Source organism: Kitasatospora sp. NPDC093679, from assembly GCF_040683455.1.
GTDB lineage: Bacteria > Actinomycetota > Actinomycetes > Streptomycetales > Streptomycetaceae > Kitasatospora > Kitasatospora arboriphila.
In genome coordinates this window covers 11904-27982 of record NZ_JBFBDW010000036.1, presented here as the reverse complement: position 1 = coordinate 27982, position 16079 = coordinate 11904, and the positions used below count along the sequence as shown (strand labels likewise).

Genomic DNA, 16079 nt, shown 5'->3' with positions numbered 1-16079 from the left:
GCGTCGCCCGGACGGGGGAGCCCCGCGGTGACCGGCGGCCAGCACCTCCAGGGGCGGCCGCTGCCGCGGTCCGGCGGCCCGCGGCAGGGCGGTCTGCGGGCGCGGCTGGCCGAGGCGGCCCGGGAGACCTGGCGGCGCGGCCGGGAGATCGAACTGCTGCACCGCTCGATGGCCTTCGCCGCGCTCTGCTTCGTCACCGTGGTGCCGCTGCTGGTCGTGATCGCCGCCGCCTCGCCGACCAGCGGCAGCGGGATCGCCGACTGGATGATCGACGGCCTCGGACTGTCCGGCCGCTCGGCCGCCGCGGTGGACGAGCTCTTCGCCTCCCGCCGCGAGGTCGTCACCACCACGACCGGGCTGAGCCTCGCCGCCCTGGCGGTCTTCGGGGTGTCGCTGATGGCGGCGGTGCAGAACGCCTACGAGCGGATCTGGCAACTGCCGCCGGGTGCCTGGCACTCGGTGTGGCGCCAGGTGGTGGGCCTCGGCGGGTTGATCGGCTACGTGCTGCTGGCGGCCTGGAGCGGGGTGCCGTGGCACCGCTCCGGCGCCCAGCCGGCCCTGCGGGTGGCGGCGACCCTGATCGGCGGGCTGCTCTTCTTCTGGTGGCTGCCGCGGCTGCTGCTCGGCTCCCGGGCGTCCTGGCGCGCGCTGCTCCCGGGGGCGGTGCTGACCGTGTGCGCCCTGGTCGGGCTGCGGGTGTTCTCCCGGCTGGCGTTCGCCCCGATGATCGTCTCCAACGCGGTGTCCTACGGGGCGATCGGCACGGTGCTGGTGGTGCAGTCCTGGCTGATCGGCGTCGGCTACTGCGTGTACGCGGGCGCCCTGGCCGGTCAGGCCCTGCAGCGCCCACCCACCCCGCGCCGCCGCGGCCCGCGCTGAGGACGCCCCGGCCCCCGCCGGGCAGGACCGGCCGGTTCAGAGCGACAGGACGCGGCGCTCGCCCGGGGTGCACGGTGAAGCAGGAACCGCGCAGCCGGACCCGGATCGGCATCCCCGGGCAGCCACGCTATGCCGCCGTTCGGGCGGCCGCATCCGTTGCGCACGGCCGTCGCCGGCAGGGCCGCCGACCGGGCGGCCCACGGCGGCGGGGTGCGCCGATGGGGCCGTTCGGCCCCGGCGGGGAGGCCTCCAGCCCTGGCGTCCGGGGTGCCGCGGCCCCACGCTGGACAGCAGGGGGCACCGGAGCGTCGCCGCACGAACGGGCACCGGACATGAACGAGACCACCAGGACCCCGGCCGCCGCCGAGCAGGCCGCAGGCCACCCGGACGACATCGCCCGACGGGTCGTCAGCCGCTGCCGGCAGCTCGGGCTCGGCCAGGACGAGGCGGCGGCCCGGGCCGGCATGTCGCCGCGCTACCTCGGCCAGCTGCTGGACTTCGGCCCGGGCTTCGACCCGGGCGCGGTCTTCCGCCTCGCCCGGGTCCTCGGCCTGAGCCGGGCGGACCTCGTCGAGGGCCGCGCGGACGCGCCGCCAGGCCGTGCGCCGGCCGCGGCCCGGGCACGGATGCTCAGGCTCACCGAGCAGGAGTGCTGGGACCGGCTCGGCACCCACGGCGTCGGCCGGCTCGCCCTCCCGGGGGAGCGGTTCCCCCTGGTGCTGCCGGTCAACTACACCGTGGACGGCACCACGGTCGCCTACCGCACCGCCGACTTCGGCGCCGCGGCGGCCGCGGTCGGTGACGGCGTCGCCTTCGAGGTGGACCGCATCGACGAGCACCGCAGCAGCGGCTGGAGCGTCCTGCTCGGCGGCCGGGCGGAGCGGGTGCAGGACCCGGAGGCCGAACGGCGGCTGGTCGAGCTCGCCGTCGGCGAGCCCTGGGCGGGCGGCCACCGGGCGCTGTGGATCCGCGTCGTCCCGGAGACGGTGACGGGCCGGGTGGTCGGACCGGCCGACGGGCGGGACGGCGGCGCCGGGCCGTGAGGCACCGGACCGGCACCGCCGGAGCGGTCAGCCGGGCAGGCCGGGCAGGCGGTGGCGTTCGGCCGGGTCGGGCGCGTCGAGGACGGCGTCGTACGGGGCCGGTGCCGGGGACGCCGTGAGGCCGCTGCCGCCGGCCGGGGGCAGGCCGGCCCAGCGGAGCAGGGCGTCGGTGGCCAGGGCGCGGTCGGCCGGGGCGAGGGCGGTGATCGAGGCGCCGTGGTTGCCGTCGGCCACCGTCAGCACGTGGCTGTCGCGGGTCCGGGCGGAGACGGAGAAGCGCTCGGCGCTCCACGGGTCCCGGCCGCCGTACACGAAGAGGGTGTTGCGGGCGTTCCGGCGGATCCAGCGGTCGACGTCCCGGGTCGTGCCCGGGTCGAAGGGGCGCCGGGCGACCTTGTCCGGGATGTAGTCCCACACCGAGATCCGGTACTTCAGCAGGCCCTTGAGCTGCGGGTACGCCACCTCGGGCGCGCCGAGCTCGGTGGCCGCCTGGTAGTAGTACGGCGCGTAGTACGAGAGCGTCTGGTCGGTGTAGAAGGAGAAGCCGTCGACGGCGTCGAACCAGTCCCACAGCTGCTGGTCGGTGGCGTCCCGGCCGGGGACGGCCGCGCAGTCGGCCTCGGTGCCGTACTGCCAGAACGCCCACGGCGTGTCGACGACCACGGCCTCCAGGGCCTTGTCGGCGCTGCCCATGTACTCGGCGGAGAAGGTGTAGCCGTTGTCGCGGGCGTACTGCTCGTAGCGGGCGGTGAGCGCGGTGCGGCGGCGCAGCGCCTCCACCTGGGCGCCGGCGATCGCGGCCCGGCACTCGGGGGTGCCGTTGCTGCGGATGACGTCCGCGTAGGCGCGGTCGCCGGGCCGGGCGGCGTCGTCCGGGGCGACGTAGGCGACCGTGCCGTCCATGTCGCCGGGGTGGAACCGCTCGTAGTGGGCGGCGTTCATGCCGCCCTTGCTGCCGCCGGTGGCGATCCAGCGGCCGGGGTAGAACGCCTTCAGCGCCGTGAAGACCGCGTGCTGGTCGGCGGTGGCCTGACGGACGTTCAGGGTCGACCAGTCGCCGCCGGTGGCGGGCTCCGAGCCGCGGAAGAACCGGTACTCCAGGGAGACCTGGTTGGCGTCGAGCAGCCGGGTGGGCTCGGAGCGGGACGGGCCGGGGTCGGCCGGCAGTCCGTAGCCGCTCGCGGAGAGGACGGTCGGCCGGTCGGCGCCGCGGTGCAGCACGGTGAGCCGCTGCTGGAAGCTGCCGCGCCCGGGGTGGTCGTGGTCGACGGGCTGGGTGTAGGTCAGCACGAAGAAGCGGTAGCCGTCGACCGGCTTCTCCTGGACGACGGTCATGCCGGGGATCGCGGCGAGCCGGTCCTTGAGGTCGGTGTCCCGGGTCGCGGCCGCGGCGGCGGGCGCGCCGGTGCGGGCCGGGCCGTCCGCGGCGAACGCGGGGGCGGGGAGCAGACAGGCGGACACGAGGCCCGCCGCGAGGGTGGTCCACAGACGGCTGCGCAACAGGGGTCTCCCGGGGCGGCGAAGTCAAGCGACGGTGTAAGTGCGTTTAACCCGTCGCACAACCTAGGCGCGGCCCGGCCCGGCCACAAGGCTTTTGACGGAATGTCATGTTCGCGGATCGGGGTCCGGCGCGCCGCCTTCGCCGGGTGCGCCCGAGTCCTCCCGGGGGAGGGCGGCGCGGCGCCGCGAGGTCTCGCCCAGCGCCGCCAGGTCCTGGCCGCCGCGGCCGTGCGCCACACCCTCCAGCAGGGCGTCGCGCAGCACTCCGGCGAGCGGCACCGGCACCCGGGCGGCGGCCGCGGTGTCCAACGCCAGGCCGACGTCCTTGAACCCCAGGTCGAGCCGGAACCCGGCGGGCTCGTACCGCCGTTCGGCGATCATCGCGCCGTACCCCTCGTACACCGGGCCGGGGAAGACCGTGCCGGTCAGCACGGACAGCAGGTCCTCGGCGGCCAGCCCGCTCGCCTCGCCGAGCGCGGTCGCCTCCGCCACCGCCTCGACCGCCGAGACCAGCACGAAGTTGGCGCAGATCTTGGCCGTGTTGGCGATCTCCGGCCGGTCGCCGAGCCGCCAGGTCCGCCGCCCCATCGCCTCGAACAGCGGGGCGGCCCGGTCCAGCGCGTCGGCCGGACCGGCCGCCAGGATCGCCAGGTTGCCCGCCGCGGCGACCTCGCCGCGGCCCAGCACCGGCGCCGCCACGTAGGCCACCCCGTGCCGGGCGTGCAGCTCCGCCGCCCGGCGCGCCAGCGCGGGGGAGACGGTGGCCATGTTGACGTGCAGGCCGGCCGCCGCCGAGGCCAGCGCCTCCTCGTCGAGCAGCACCGACTCCACCGCGGCGTCGTCCGCGAGCATCGACACCACGGCCTGGCACCGCCACACCCCGTCCGGCCCGTCGGCCGCCGCTGCGCCCTCCGCGACGAGCTCCCGCACCGGCTCCGGCGACCGGTTCCACACCGTCACCCGGTGCCCGGCCGCCAGCAGTTGACGGACCATCCCGCGGCCCATCGTGCCCAGACCGACGAATCCCACGTCCACCGTGCCGACTCCCCGCCTCGTGGTCCGCGGGGCCCGGCCGGGCCCCGCGGGGTCGTACCGGTGATCGTAGGCGTACCCGGGCGGCCGTCAGCCGGTGACGGCGAGTTCGGCGACCACCGCCCGGTGGTCGGTGCCCGGCAGGGTGCGCTCGGCGACGGTGACGGCCTTCAGCCCGTCGCCGTGCAGCACGTGGTCGAGCTGCAGCATCGGCGGCAGCACCGGGCGGTCCGCGGGCCAGGTGCCGTCGAAGCCCCGGCCGAGCTCGGCGTGGGTGTCGGTCAGGCCGGTGCCGAGCAACCGCCGCATCGGCGTGTGGTCCAGCGTGGCGTTGAAGTCACCGAGCAGGACGGCGTTGCGGGCCCGCCCCGCCACGTCCGAGCGGAGCGCGTCGAAACCGGCCGCCCACTTCCGCGAATCGCCCAGCGGGTAGTAGGTGTGCACGGCGACCACCCGCACGGTACGGCCCTCCACCGCCACCTCGGCCGAGGTCGGCTCGTCGGAGAACGGCGCGTCCGCCACCCGGGCCGCGGAGAGCGGCAGCCGCGAGTACAGCGCCGTGTCGGAGTACCGGCCCGCCACCTTGTACGGCAGCACCCCGGCCATCCCGGCGCGCTCCAGGGCGTTCGCCAGTCCCGGGTTCGACTCCTCGACCGCGAGCACGTCCACCCGCTCCTCACGGGCCAGCCGGACCAGCGCCGCCGGATCCACCTGCCCCAGGTAGGCGTTGCTGGTGGCGAGCCGCAGCCGCGGCGCGGACGTCGGCACCCCGCCGCCGTCCCCGACGAACCGCGGCACCAGCCAGAACAGCTGCACCGCGGTCAGCGCGAGGGCCACCGCCGTGAGCACCCGGGACCGCAGCAGTGCCGTGGTGAACAGCACCAGCACGCTCAGCACCGCCACGTACGGCACGCCCGCGACCGGCAGCGACAGGTCCGTCCCGTCGTCCAGCCCGCCGAGCCGCACCACGATCAGCGCGGCCGGCACCAGCAGCACCAGCGCGCAGCAGGCCAGCACGGCGAGCCGCAGCGCACGCAGCCACCCGGGCGCGGCCGGCGGCGCAGCAGGGGCCTCGACCTCCGTCACAACACCGACCATCCGACACTCCCGCCTCCCGCGCCCGCGCACCGGGCGCCGCTCGACCGCCGACGCACCGCCCGGCACCGCCTCCGCGGTGATCACCGGGCGGCGACGTCGACTGGAGACGCGGGGACGGGGCCGGACGGTTCCGCCGGTCGTCACGGCCGGCCGGCAGGCCCCGCGCGACACGCCCGGACCCGCCGCGGGCGACGGAGGGTCAGCCCGACGGCCGGTCAGGAGCCTTGACGGACCCGGTCGGCGTAGGGGGTACGGCGGACGGACCGGACACGCGGGCGACAAGGTGCGGGGCCGATGGGCGGACCGTAGCTTCCGTGGCATGGACATCAACCGTCGTCTGGTGCTGCGCCGTGCCCTGCAGGCCGTCGCCGCCGGGGCCGTGACCGCGCTGCCGGCCATGGCCCGCCCGCGCCGTTCGGCCGCCGCCGACGGCCCGCCCGCGGCGGCGGTGCCGCCGGCCGCCGCGGCCCTCCCCGTCCCGGCCGAGCCGCCGATCGTGCTGCGCTCCACCTGGCAGTCCGCGGATCCGGTGCCCAAGGTGCAGTACGACCGGGCGGTGCGGGCGGTGCTCGTGCACCACACCGACGACCCGAACTCCTACACCGCGGACGAGGTGCCCGACATCCTGCGGGCGATCCGCCGCGACCACCTGGAGTTCCGCGGCTGGGACGACATCGGCTACAACTTCCTCGTCGACCGTTTCGGCCGGATCTGGGAGGGCCGCCTCGGCGGCGTCGACCGCCCGGTCGTCGGCGCCCACACCATGGGCTTCAACCGCGACACGGTCGGCATCGCGGCGATCGGCACGTACAACGCCGGGACGGAGGTCCCGCAGGCCGTGCTGGACGCGATCGCCCGGCTGGCGGCCTGGAAGCTCGGCCTGCACGGGGTGCGCGCCGACGGCCGCTCCGAACTCACCTCCACCAACAGCGGCAGCCGGTTCCCGGTCGGCGCCCGGCACGCGTTCAACGCGGTCTCCGGCCACCGGGACGCCTTCTGCACCCTCTGCCCGGGCGAGTCGCTGTACGCCGCGATCCCCGGCATCGTCGAACGGGCCTGCCGCCTCCAGCAGGAGGCCGCGGCGGCCTCCGGCGCACCGCAGGCCCCGGCGGCGGCTCAGACCGGCTTGACCGCGTAGAGCTCCAGGTGGCCGCAGGCCGGGCAGCGGAAGGCGTCGACCTGCCAGCGCGGCTTGCCCATCCGCTTCGCCACACCGAAGATGCCGCGCTCCAGCACGCCCGGTATCCACCGGGCGTAGCCGTAGGACGACTGGCCGGTGTCCTCGACGAAGCCCGGCTCCAGCCCGACGGCACTGCACTGCGTGCACTTCAGGTTCTCCACGGCAGGGAGTGTAGGAGGCGTTCGGGCGGCTGTGCGAGGGCCTTGGCCGAGCCGGTGGCTCCGATGCCGCCGATGCCCGCCCCGGGGCACGCGGCAGCCCTCCGCGGTCGCCGGGACGGACCCCGTCCGCGGCTCCGGGCGGGGCCGCTCGGGCGGTCGCCGCGCGTTGGTGACGCACCCGGGCCCGGCCAGGCGGCAGACTCGTGGCACCAGCAGACGGATCGGGGAGAGTGGAGGTGGCCGGGTGGCCCGCGTGCCGCTGCTGTCGCTGCGCGGGATCTCCAAGCGGTACGGCACCCTGCAGGCCCTCAGCGACGTGGACCTGGAGGTCGTCCACGGCGAGGTGCTCGCGCTCGTCGGCGACAACGGCGCCGGCAAGTCCACCCTGATCAAGGCGATCGCCGGGGTGAGCGCCCCGGACTCCGGCGTCATCGCGTGGGAGGGCCGGCCGGTCGAGCTGCGCCGGCCCCGCGACGCCCAGCAGCTCGGCATCGCCACCGTCTACCAGGACCTCGCGCTCTGCGAGAGCCTCGACGTGGTCGCCAACCTCTACCTCGGCCGCGAGCTGCGCCGCTTCGGGACGCTGCGCGAGGTCGAGATGGAGCGGCGCTCGCGCGCCCTGCTGCAGCGCCTCTCGGTGCGGCTGCCCAGCCTGCGCATCCCCGTGCTGTCCCTCTCCGGCGGCCAGCGCCAGGCCGTCGCCATCGCCCGGTCCCTGATCGGCGACCCCAAGCTGGTGCTGCTCGACGAGCCGACCGCCGCCCTCGGCCTGGAGCAGAGCTCGCAGACCCTCGACCTGATCCGGCGGCTGCGCGATCAGGGCCACGCGGTCATCGTCATCAGCCACAACCTCGACGACGTGCAGGCCGTGGCCGACCGGGTGGCGGTGCTGCGGCTCGGCCGGAACAACGGCGTGTTCGAGGCGAAGTACACCACCCAGGAGCAGATCACCGCCGCGATCACCGGCAGCCACCCGATGGCCGTCACCCTGCAGCAGAGCCTGCTGCCGCGCGGCCTGCCCGAGCAGGACGCCGTGGACGCCGCCTACCGCTACCTGCCCGCGCACGCGGGCGTCGGCGGCGACTGGTTCGACGTGATCCCGCTCTCCGGCGCCCGGGTCGCGCTGGTCGTCGGCGACGTCGTCGGCCACGGCCTGCACGCCGCCGCCACCATGGGCCGGCTGCGCACCGCCGTGCACAACTTCTCGGCACTCGACCTCGCCCCGGACGAACTGCTGACCCACCTCGACGACGTGGTCAGCCGGATCGACCAGGAGGAGACGGCCGGCGGCATGGAGGGCGCCATCATCGGCGCCACCTGCCTGTACGCCATCTACGACCCGGTCTCCCGGCGGTGCCGACTGGCCCGGGCCGGCCACCTGCCGGCCGTCCTCGTCCACCCGGACGGCACGGTGGAGATCCCCGACACGCCCGTCGGCCCGCCGCTCGGCCTGCGCGGCATGCCGTTCACCACCGCCGAGCTGGAGGTACCCGAGGGCGCCCAGCTGGTGCTCTACACCGACGGGCTGGTGGAGGCCCGGACGAGGGACATCGACATCGGCCTCGACCTGCTGCGCACCGCGCTCTCGCACGCCGACCGCAGCCCGGAGGAGACCTGCCGGGCCGTGCTGGAGGAACTCCTGCCGCACCGCCCGGAGGACGACGTGGCGCTGCTGGTCGCCCGCACCCGTGCGCTGCCCGCCGACCGGGTCGCCGAGTGGGTGGTGCCCCCCGACCCGGCGGCCGTCGCGGAGAGCAGGGCCGCGGCCACCGCCCAGCTGCGCCGCTGGGACCTGGAGCTGCTGGAGCCCGGCACCGAGCTGGTCCTCAGCGAGCTGGTCACCAATGCGATCCGGCACGCCTCCGGCCCGATCCGGGTGCGGCTGCTCTTCGACCGGTCGCTGATCTGCGAGGTCTCCGACGGCAGCAGCACCTCGCCGCGGCTGCGGCAGGCCTCCTCGACCGACGAGGGCGGTCGCGGCCTGTTCCTGGTCGCGCAGATCGCCGAGCGCTGGGGCACCCGCTACACCGACACCGGCAAGGTCATCTGGGCCGAGCAGAACCTGCCCTGAGACGCACCGTTCAGCGCCGGCGTACCCGGGCCGCGAGCACCGCCACGTCGTCCTCCGCGGCCTCCGGCGTCAGCGCGTGCAGCACCGAGTCCAGCAGGTCGTCCAGGTCTCCGGCGGCGGGCAGCCGCAGCGCGGCGAGCCGGGCCAGCGAGGCGTCGATGTCCTCGCCGCGCCGCTCCACCAGGCCGTCGGTGTACAGCAGCAGCACCTGGTCGGGCAGCAGTTCGCGGGCCTGCTGCTCGTAGCCGCCGAGGCCGGTGCCGAGCGGCGGGCCGGTCGGCACCGCGACCAGGTCGGTCGGCCGGTCCGCGAGGACGAGCGCGGGCGGCAGGTGGCCGGCGCTGGAGAACGTCCACCGGTTGCGGCCCGGGTCCGCGAGCGCGAGCAGGCAGGTCGCCGGACGCGACGACTCGTTCTCCGAGATCAGCGCGTCCAGCTGACGCAGGATGCGGTGCGGCGGCAGGTCCATCCCGGCCACGTCCCGCAGCATCGAGCGGTAGGTGCTCATGTCGACCGCGGCCTCCACGCCGTGCCCCATGACGTCGCCCATCACCAGCAGGGTCCGCCCGAACGGCAGCCGGACGGTCTCGTACCAGTCGCCGCCCACCACCGAGCTGGTGCCCGAGGGCAGGTAGCGGGAGGCGAGCTCCAGGTTCGGGTGCGGGTTGCCCGGCTCGGCGAGCAGCGCCCGCTGCAGCTGCAGGGCGATGCCCTGCGAACGGGTGTAGCGGCGGGCGTTGTCGATCCCGACGGCGGCCCGCCCCGCGAGGTCGCCGACCAGCACCGTGTCGTCCTCGGTGAAGGCCCGCGCGGACTCGCCGGCGCGGGCCAGCGACAGCACCCCGAGGACGCGGCCGCGCGCGGTCAGCGGGACGGCCAGCACCGAGGCCGGCCCGGCCGCCCGGTACGCGGCCGGGCCGGCCTCCTCCGCGGAACCGGGCCAGGCGCCCTCCCGCACCGGCGCGGCCACCGGACGGCCGGTGCGCAGGCACCGGGCGACGGCCGAGCCCTCCGGGTGGCGCACCGATTCGCCGGGGCGGGCCAGCGGGGCCAGGTACGGCTTCAGGGCGGCCGTGCAGACCGCGGCGGCCCGGTGCAGCCGCAGCGTGCCGCCCGGTGCCCCGTGCTCGACCGCCTCCGGCGCCAGCAGCTCGACGGTCGCCAGGTCGGCCAGTGCGGGCACCGTGAAGTCGGCGAGCTCCACGCAGGTGGTGTCGACGTCCAGGGTGGTGCCGATCCGGCCGGCGGCGGCGTCCAGCACGGCCAGCCGGATCCGGGCCTGTTCCAGCTCGTGCGGCAGGTCCGGTCCGGTCGTCGGCGGCCGCGGCTCCTCGGCCGGGCCGAGCGCGGCGACCACCAGCCCGGCCGTCCGGCCGCCGATCACCAGCCGCCGGGCGCGCAGCCGCAGCCGGGGCACCGCGGGGTGCCCGGCGGACGGCTCGCGCGGGCTGCCGTCGACGAGGACCGCGTCCAGCGCGGGCGCCGCGGCGGCGAGCGCGGTGGCGGCCACCGCCCGGCCGAGCAGCCGCTCCGGGCCGACCGCCGCGGTGCGGCAGAACACCGGGTTCGCCCAGCGCCAGCGCAGGTCCGGGCCGACCAGCGCGAGGCCGACCGGGGCGTCCGTCAGGACGTGCCGCAGCAGCTCCTCGCCGCCCGTGGCCAGCGCGGCCGCCGCCCGGTCGATCGAGTCCCGTGCGGCGATCGAGGCGTCGGCGGCGGCGTCCCGGCCCGAAGCCTCCGCGTGCAACGCGCCTCCTCGGCCGTGTCGGCACCCCACTGCCCAGGATCACGCGGGCCGGAGCCGGGCGCATCCAATGCCGCCCCGGCCCGGCCTGCGCGGGACCACCGGGCCGGGTTCCGGGTTCCGGGTGCCGGGCCGCCGGTCAGGGCGAACACTGGAGCTGTGCGGGCGAGCCGCGGCCCCGCGCCGCGGCGTGACCGTGCGCCGCCCCGGCCGAGGACCACCCATGAGCACAGACCTGAGACGTGTCGCCGTCATCGGTGACTGTCCGCTCTTCCGGCGCGGCCTGGCCCAGGCCGTGGACGCCGCGGAGGACCTGGTCTGCGCGGTCGGTGCGGCGTCGGTGCACGAGGCCGAGGCCGACCTCGAAGCGGGCGACGTCGTCCTGCTCGACCTGAAGTTACCGCCCGGCGAGCTCGCCGAGGCCGCCCACCGGCTCGCCGGCCGCGGCCTGGCCGTGCTGGTGCTGTGCTCCGACTCGCAGCGCGACGTGCTGCCGCCGATGCAGGCCGGCGCCCGCGGCTGCCTCAGCCGGCAGGCGGGCGAGATCGAACTGCTCGCCGCGATCCGCCTGGTCGCCGCCGGCTGCTCCTACGTCTCCGCCGATCTCGCCCTCCGCCCCTGGCCGGAGGCCGAGACCCGGGTCACCGACCGGGAACGGCAGATCCTCGCGCTGCTCGCCGGCGGCGAGACCGACCACGGCATCGCCCGGCGGCTGGGCATCAGCGAGCACACCGTCCACTCCCACCTGGACCGCCTCCGCGACAAGGTCGGCTCCCGCCGCCGCGTCGACCTGACCCGTTTCGCCCTCGCCCACGACATCCTCCCGGGCGACCCGCAGGATCCCGCCTGAGGCCTGAGGCCTCAGATCGCGGGGGCGTACGGGCGCTCCTCGTGGGCGTCGACGACCTCCGAGGACGCGCCCCACGCGAGGCGTCCCGGAGCCGGGCCGTCAGGCGACGGTGCCCAGGTCGTGCGGGGTGTTGTTGAAGCGGCGGCCGCCGTGCGGGGTGACGGTGACGATGTCCTCGATACGGACGCCGAACCGGCCGGGGAGGTAGATGCCCGGCTCGATGGAGAAGCACATGCCCGGCACCAGCTGCTGCTTCTCGCCCTCGACCATGTACGGCGGCTCGTGCGTGGTGAGGCCGATGCCGTGGCCGGTGCGGTGGATGAAGTACTCGCCGTACCCGGCCTCGGTGATGACGGCCCGGGCGACCCGGTCGATCTCCTGGCACTCCACACCCGGCCGGACGGCCTCGAAGGCGGCCTGCTGGGCGAGCCGCACCACCTCGTGGACCTCCGTGACCTCGTCCGGCGCGTCCTCCCCGACGTGCACCGTGCGGGTGGTGTCGGAGCCGTAGCCGTCCCTGAGGCCGCCGAAGTCGAGGACGACGGTGTCGCCCTCCTGGATCACCCGGTCGCCGGCCTCGTGGTGCGGGTCGGCGCCGTTCGGGCCGGAGCCGACGACGGTGAAGTCGACCTGGCTGTGCCCGTACTCGAGCAGCAGCGCGGCGAGGTCGGCGGCGACCTCGTTCTCGGTGCGGCCGGCGAACGGCACCTCCAGGATCCGCCGGTAGGTGGCGTCCGCGGCGCCGCCGGCCGCGGCGAGCCGCTCCAGCTCGTCCGGTTCCTTGACGGCCCGCAGCATCGGCAGCGCCTGCGTCAGCGAGGCGTACCGGCTGTCCGGCAGCGCCTCCTGGAGGGCCAGCAGGTGCAGCGCCCAGGCCGAGTCGGAGATGCCGTAGCACCCGGCCGGGTCCAGGACGGGTGCGACCGCCCCGCGGTAGGGGTCGGTGCCGTCCGTCCAGTCGGTGAACCGGACGGCGGCGGCGCCGGGGGCGGCCTCGGCGTCCGGCCGTTCCAGCCGCGGCACCACCAGCACGGGCTCGGTGTCGGGGGTGAGCAGCAGTGCGGTCAGCCGCTCGGTCGGGGCGGTCGGCCGGTAGCCCGTCAGGTAGACGAGGTCGGGGCCGGGGGTGACGACCAGTCCGGAGAGTCCGGCCAGGGCGGCGGCCTCGACCGCCAGCGCCATCCGGCGGGTGAAGTCCTCGGTGGTGAACGGTGCGGGCATGGCGGCGGCCTCTCCGGAGGGACGGTCAGGAACGGTCTGCGTAGTACCGCAGGAACAGGGCCTCGACAAGGGCCATGCGCTCGATCTCGGACGGATCGACGCTCTCGTTCGGCGCATGGATGAGGCAGCGCGGCTCCTCGACGCCCATCAGGACGATCTCCGCCTCCCGGTAGGTGTCGGCGAGCACGTTGCACAGCGGGATGGAGCCGCCCTGGCCGAGGAAGGAGATCGGCTTGCCGTAGGCCCGCCGCATCGCCCGGTCGAGTGCCGCGTACGCCCGGCCGTTCGTGGCGGCGCGGAACGGCGAGCCGGTGCCCTCGGTCTCGACCTCGACCGCGGCGCCCCAGGGCGCGGCGTCGGTGAGGTGGGCGGCGAGCGCGTCGCGGGCCGCCTGCGGGTCGGTGCCGGGCGGCACCCGCAGGCTCACCCGGGCGCGGGCGGTGGCGGGCACCGCGGCGGCCGAGCCGACCACCGGCGGGCAGTCGATGCCGAGGACGGTGACCGCGGGCCGGGCCCACAGCCGGTCGGCGACCGTGCCGGAGCCGGTCAGCGCGACGCCCTCCGGCACCCCGGCGTCGCGGCGGAACTGCTGCTCGTCGTAGCCGACGCCCGGCCAGGTCCCGTTGCCGTCCAGGCCCTTGATCCGGGTGCCGCCGCCGGTGTCGCGCAGCGAGTCGAGGATGCGGATCAGCGCGGCGAGCGCGTCCGGGGCGGGCCCGCCGAACATGCCGGAGTGCAGGTCTCCGGCCAGCGTCCGCACGGTGACGACCACGTTGGCGAGGCCGCGCAGGCTGATGGTGGCGGTGGGCACCCCGACCTCGGCGTTGCCGGTGTCGCAGATCAGCAGGGCGTCGGCGTGCAGCTCGTCGGTGTGCTGCCGCACGTACGCCTCCAGGCCGCCGGTGCCCTGCTCCTCGGAGCCCTCGGCGACGAACTTGATGCCGACCGGGACGTCCTCGCCGAGCGCCCGCAGCGCGGTGAGGTGCATGACGACGTTGCCCTTGCAGTCGGCGGCGCCGCGCCCGTACAGCCGGCCGTCGCGCTCGGTCAGCTCGAAGGGCGGCGAGGTCCAGGCGGCGTCGTCCAGCGGCGGCTGCACGTCGTAGTGGCAGTACAGCAGCACGGTCGGGGCGCCGGGCGGCGGCGGGCGGTGGCCGATCACGGCGTGGCTGCCGTCGGGCGTCTCGGCGAGGTGCACGTCGTGCAGGCCCGCGTCGGTGAAGGCGGCGGCGACCCACTCGGCGGCCCGCCGGCAGTGCTCCGGCGGGTACTGGCGGGGGTCGGCGACCGAGGGGATCGCGACCAGCTCGGCGAGGTCGGCCAGGGCGCGGGGCATCAGGGCGGAGATCCGCCCGGCGAGGTCGTCGGCGGGGTCGGACATGGCGGCTCCCGGGGCGCGGGCGGGCCGCGCCGCCGGGGTGGGCGGCGCGGCCGGCCGGGTCAGGTGTTGACGGTCTTGGCGGTGTCGAGGTCGTCGAGCTCGTCGCGGAAGTCCTCCGGCTTGTCCGGGCAGTACACGTTCAGGACGATCGCCTCGGCCTCGACGGAGCTGGCATCGGCGACGACCGGGCCCGGCCGCGCCGTTCGCCGGGTTGACCTTCCACAGCGCGTTGTTCAGCGTGCCGGCCGGGTCCTTGCAGACCGCGCCGCCGTCGGTGCCCAGCGTCTTCGCGATCTGGTCCTGGTCCGGCACGGCTCGGTAGCCGGCCGCGACCAGCTCGTCGGAGAGCTGCTGCGCCTTGCGGTAGGACTCGTTGGTGGCGTGCTGCCGGGTGTAGGTGATCAGGCCGAGCAGCAGCAGGCCGCCGCCGACGATCAGCACGTACGACCAGACGCTGCCGCCGCTGAACTGCGAGGACGGCACGAAGCCGATCACCATGGCGGCCGCCGAGGCGAGCAGGCCGGTCACACAGAGGGTGACCAGGGCCGGGGCGCGGTAGCCGCGCGGGTGGTCGGGCCGGTTGCGGCGCGGCCGGATCGCCGCCAGGAACATCAGCAGGTACATGATCAGGTAGACCCGGGTGGTGATCACCGAGAAGATCCAGTACGCGCTGGAGACGTTCGGGATGAACGCGTACATCGGCGCGATCACGGTGGTGACCACGCCCTGGGTGACGAGGATGTTCTGCTGGACACCGTGCGCGTTGAGCTTCTGCAGGAACGGCGGCAGGTAGCCCTCCTGGCGGGAGATCGGCAGCAGGCCCTTGGACGGGCCGGCCAGCCAGGTGGGCATCCCGCCGAGCGAGGCGGCGACCAGGCCGACCGCGATCACCGGGGTCAGCCAGCCGATGTCGAAGTACTGGAAGAACGCGTCGAAGGCCTGCATCACGCCGGCCGTCAGGCTGAGCCGGTCGGCGGGCACCACCCAGCTGATCGCCGGCGCCGGCAGGATGAAGATCAGCAGTACCAGGCCCATCGCCGTGAACATCGACTTCGGGAACTCCTTGGGCGGGTCCTTCGGCGAGGAGACGTGGACGGCGTTCATCTCCGTGCCCGAGTAGCCGAGGAAGTTGTTGACGATCGGCACCAGGCCGGCCAGGCCCGTCCAGGCCGGGAAGAGGTGACCGGCGTTCATCGGCGCCGCGGAGGGGGTTGCCCTGGCCGAGGAAGACCAGGCCGAGCACGACCGGCAGCGTGCCGGGGACCAGGGTGCCGATCGCCGGGCCCCAGGAGGCGAGGCCGGCGACCGCGCCCGTCCCGCGGGAGGACACCCGGACGCCGGTCCAGTACAGCACCGTGATCACGACGGCGGTGTAGAGCCCGCTGTCGGCCGGCGCCGGATCGATCACGTACGCGATGGTCGAGGCCGCGTAGGCCAGCAGGCTCGGGTAGTAGAAGATCGTCATCGCGAACCGGCACAGACCGCGAGGAAGCCCAGCGGCTTCGACAGCCCCTGGGCCACCCGGTTGTAGACCCCGCCCGTCCAGCCGGAGGCGAGCTCCGCGGAGACCAGCGCCGTCGGCAGCAGGAAGACGATCGCCGGGACTACGTAGAGGAACACGCAGGCCAGGCCGTACCCCGCCATGGTGGGCGCGGCCCGCAGGCTCGCCACCGAACTGGTCGTCATCAGGGCCGGCGTCAGCCAGGTCGTCCGCGGCGCCGACACCGCCTGCTGGACGGCGGGAGCCGCCCTGGTGGCCTCCCGGCCGCCCTCGTCGGCCGGGACGTCCATCGTGCTCATGCGCACCCTCCTTCCGACGGCGTCGGGCTGCTCCCTCACCCTCCGTGGCCGCCCCGGCCGGCGCATCCGGCTCGGCCCGTCCGTGTGACGGCCCTTCCCGGACGGCCGCGCAGTACGGG

At 75.7% G+C, this 16079-nt stretch carries 11 protein-coding genes and 3 pseudogenes; 6 read left to right on the top strand and 8 right to left on the bottom strand.

The window, feature by feature from the left end; all coding sequences use genetic code 11:
• Nucleotides 1-27 precede the first annotated feature (27 nt).
• Nucleotides 28-879, top strand: a complete 852-nt coding sequence (locus AB0O09_RS26040; RefSeq protein WP_363545044.1) for a YhjD/YihY/BrkB family envelope integrity protein — start codon at nt 28-30, stop codon at nt 877-879.
• A 332-nt stretch (nt 880-1211) separates the two neighbouring features.
• On the top strand, nt 1212-1922 hold the full coding sequence (locus tag AB0O09_RS26035) for a pyridoxamine 5'-phosphate oxidase family protein (RefSeq protein ID WP_363545041.1): 711 nt from the start codon (nt 1212-1214) through the stop codon (nt 1920-1922).
• A 27-nt stretch (nt 1923-1949) separates the two neighbouring features.
• Here AB0O09_RS26035 and AB0O09_RS26030 read toward each other — a convergent pair whose 3' ends face one another.
• From AB0O09_RS26030 to AB0O09_RS26020, 3 genes are all read right to left on the bottom strand, one after another.
• Nucleotides 1950-3422, bottom strand: coding sequence for a S28 family serine protease (locus tag AB0O09_RS26030; RefSeq protein WP_363545039.1), 1473 nt, complete (start codon nt 3420-3422; stop codon nt 1950-1952).
• A gap of 105 nt (nt 3423-3527) precedes the next feature.
• Nucleotides 3528-4457, bottom strand: a complete 930-nt coding sequence (locus AB0O09_RS26025) for an NAD(P)-dependent oxidoreductase (protein ID WP_363545036.1) — start codon at nt 4455-4457, stop codon at nt 3528-3530.
• Between the two features lie 87 nt (nt 4458-4544).
• The gene (locus tag AB0O09_RS26020; RefSeq protein ID WP_363545034.1) at nt 4545-5540 is read right to left on the bottom strand and encodes an endonuclease/exonuclease/phosphatase family protein; all 996 of its coding nucleotides are present in this window, start codon (nt 5538-5540) and stop codon (nt 4545-4547) included.
• Nucleotides 5541-5871: 331 nt separating this feature from the next.
• Here AB0O09_RS26020 and AB0O09_RS26015 point away from each other — a divergent pair, with 331 nt between their 5' ends.
• On the top strand, nt 5872-6690 hold the full coding sequence (locus tag AB0O09_RS26015; RefSeq protein ID WP_363545032.1) for a peptidoglycan recognition protein: 819 nt from the start codon (nt 5872-5874) through the stop codon (nt 6688-6690).
• On the opposite strand, the gene AB0O09_RS26010 is transcribed toward AB0O09_RS26015, so the two are convergent.
• Nucleotides 6669-6893 (bottom strand): hypothetical protein, encoded by a 225-nt coding sequence (locus AB0O09_RS26010; RefSeq protein WP_344624723.1) that lies wholly within the window; start codon nt 6891-6893, stop codon nt 6669-6671. The two genes, AB0O09_RS26015 and AB0O09_RS26010, sit on opposite strands and share 22 nt — an antisense overlap.
• On the opposite strand from AB0O09_RS26010, the pseudogene AB0O09_RS26005 reads away from it, so the two are divergent.
• Both AB0O09_RS26005 and AB0O09_RS26000 read left to right on the top strand, forming a co-directional pair.
• Nucleotides 6829-7641: pseudogene (locus AB0O09_RS26005) on the top strand (ATP-binding cassette domain-containing protein); the annotation flags it as partial. The gene AB0O09_RS26010 and the pseudogene AB0O09_RS26005 overlap by 65 nt on opposite strands.
• Before the next feature lie 228 nt (nt 7642-7869).
• Nucleotides 7870-8964, top strand: a pseudogene (locus AB0O09_RS26000) (ATP-binding SpoIIE family protein phosphatase); the annotation flags it as partial.
• A 10-nt stretch (nt 8965-8974) separates the two neighbouring features.
• On the opposite strand, the gene AB0O09_RS25995 reads toward AB0O09_RS26000, so the two are convergent.
• Complete coding sequence (locus AB0O09_RS25995) at nt 8975-10711, bottom strand: GAF domain-containing SpoIIE family protein phosphatase (RefSeq protein ID WP_363545030.1); 1737 nt, start codon at nt 10709-10711, stop codon at nt 8975-8977.
• A gap of 220 nt (nt 10712-10931) precedes the next feature.
• Between AB0O09_RS25995 and AB0O09_RS25990 the strand changes: the two genes are divergently transcribed.
• Nucleotides 10932-11558 carry a response regulator transcription factor gene (locus AB0O09_RS25990; RefSeq protein ID WP_363545027.1) on the top strand — a complete coding sequence of 209 codons (627 nt, stop codon included), beginning with the start codon at nt 10932-10934 and terminating at the stop codon, nt 11556-11558.
• 99 nt (nt 11559-11657) lie between these two features.
• Here the strand turns inward: AB0O09_RS25990 and AB0O09_RS25985 are convergent, their stop codons facing one another.
• From AB0O09_RS25985 to AB0O09_RS25975, 3 genes and pseudogenes are all read right to left on the bottom strand, one after another.
• Nucleotides 11658-12779 (bottom strand): aminopeptidase P family protein, encoded by a 1122-nt coding sequence (locus AB0O09_RS25985; protein ID WP_363545024.1) that lies wholly within the window; start codon nt 12777-12779, stop codon nt 11658-11660.
• Nucleotides 12780-12804: 25 nt separating this feature from the next.
• The gene (locus tag AB0O09_RS25980) at nt 12805-14160 is read right to left on the bottom strand and encodes a dipeptidase (RefSeq protein ID WP_363545137.1); all 1356 of its coding nucleotides are present in this window, start codon (nt 14158-14160) and stop codon (nt 12805-12807) included.
• Nucleotides 14161-14562: 402 nt separating this feature from the next.
• Nucleotides 14563-15960 (bottom strand): annotated as a pseudogene (locus AB0O09_RS25975) (APC family permease); the annotation flags it as partial.
• Between the last annotated feature and the right edge of the window lie 119 nt (nt 15961-16079).

Bases quoted from the DNA above. Each gene is read 5' to 3' on its own strand.
- AB0O09_RS26035 (WP_363545041.1), top strand. From the start codon at position 1,212: ATGAACGAGACCACCAGGACCCCGGCCGCCGCCGAGCAGGCCGCAGGC.
- AB0O09_RS26015 (WP_363545032.1), top strand. From the start codon at position 5,872: ATGGACATCAACCGTCGTCTGGTGCTGCGCCGTGCCCTGCAGGCCGTC.
- AB0O09_RS25990 (WP_363545027.1), top strand. From the start codon at position 10,932: ATGAGCACAGACCTGAGACGTGTCGCCGTCATCGGTGACTGTCCGCTC.
- AB0O09_RS25985 (WP_363545024.1), bottom strand. From the start codon at position 12,779: ATGCCCGCACCGTTCACCACCGAGGACTTCACCCGCCGGATGGCGCTG.
- AB0O09_RS25980 (WP_363545137.1), bottom strand. From the start codon at position 14,160: ATGTCCGACCCCGCCGACGACCTCGCCGGGCGGATCTCCGCCCTGATG.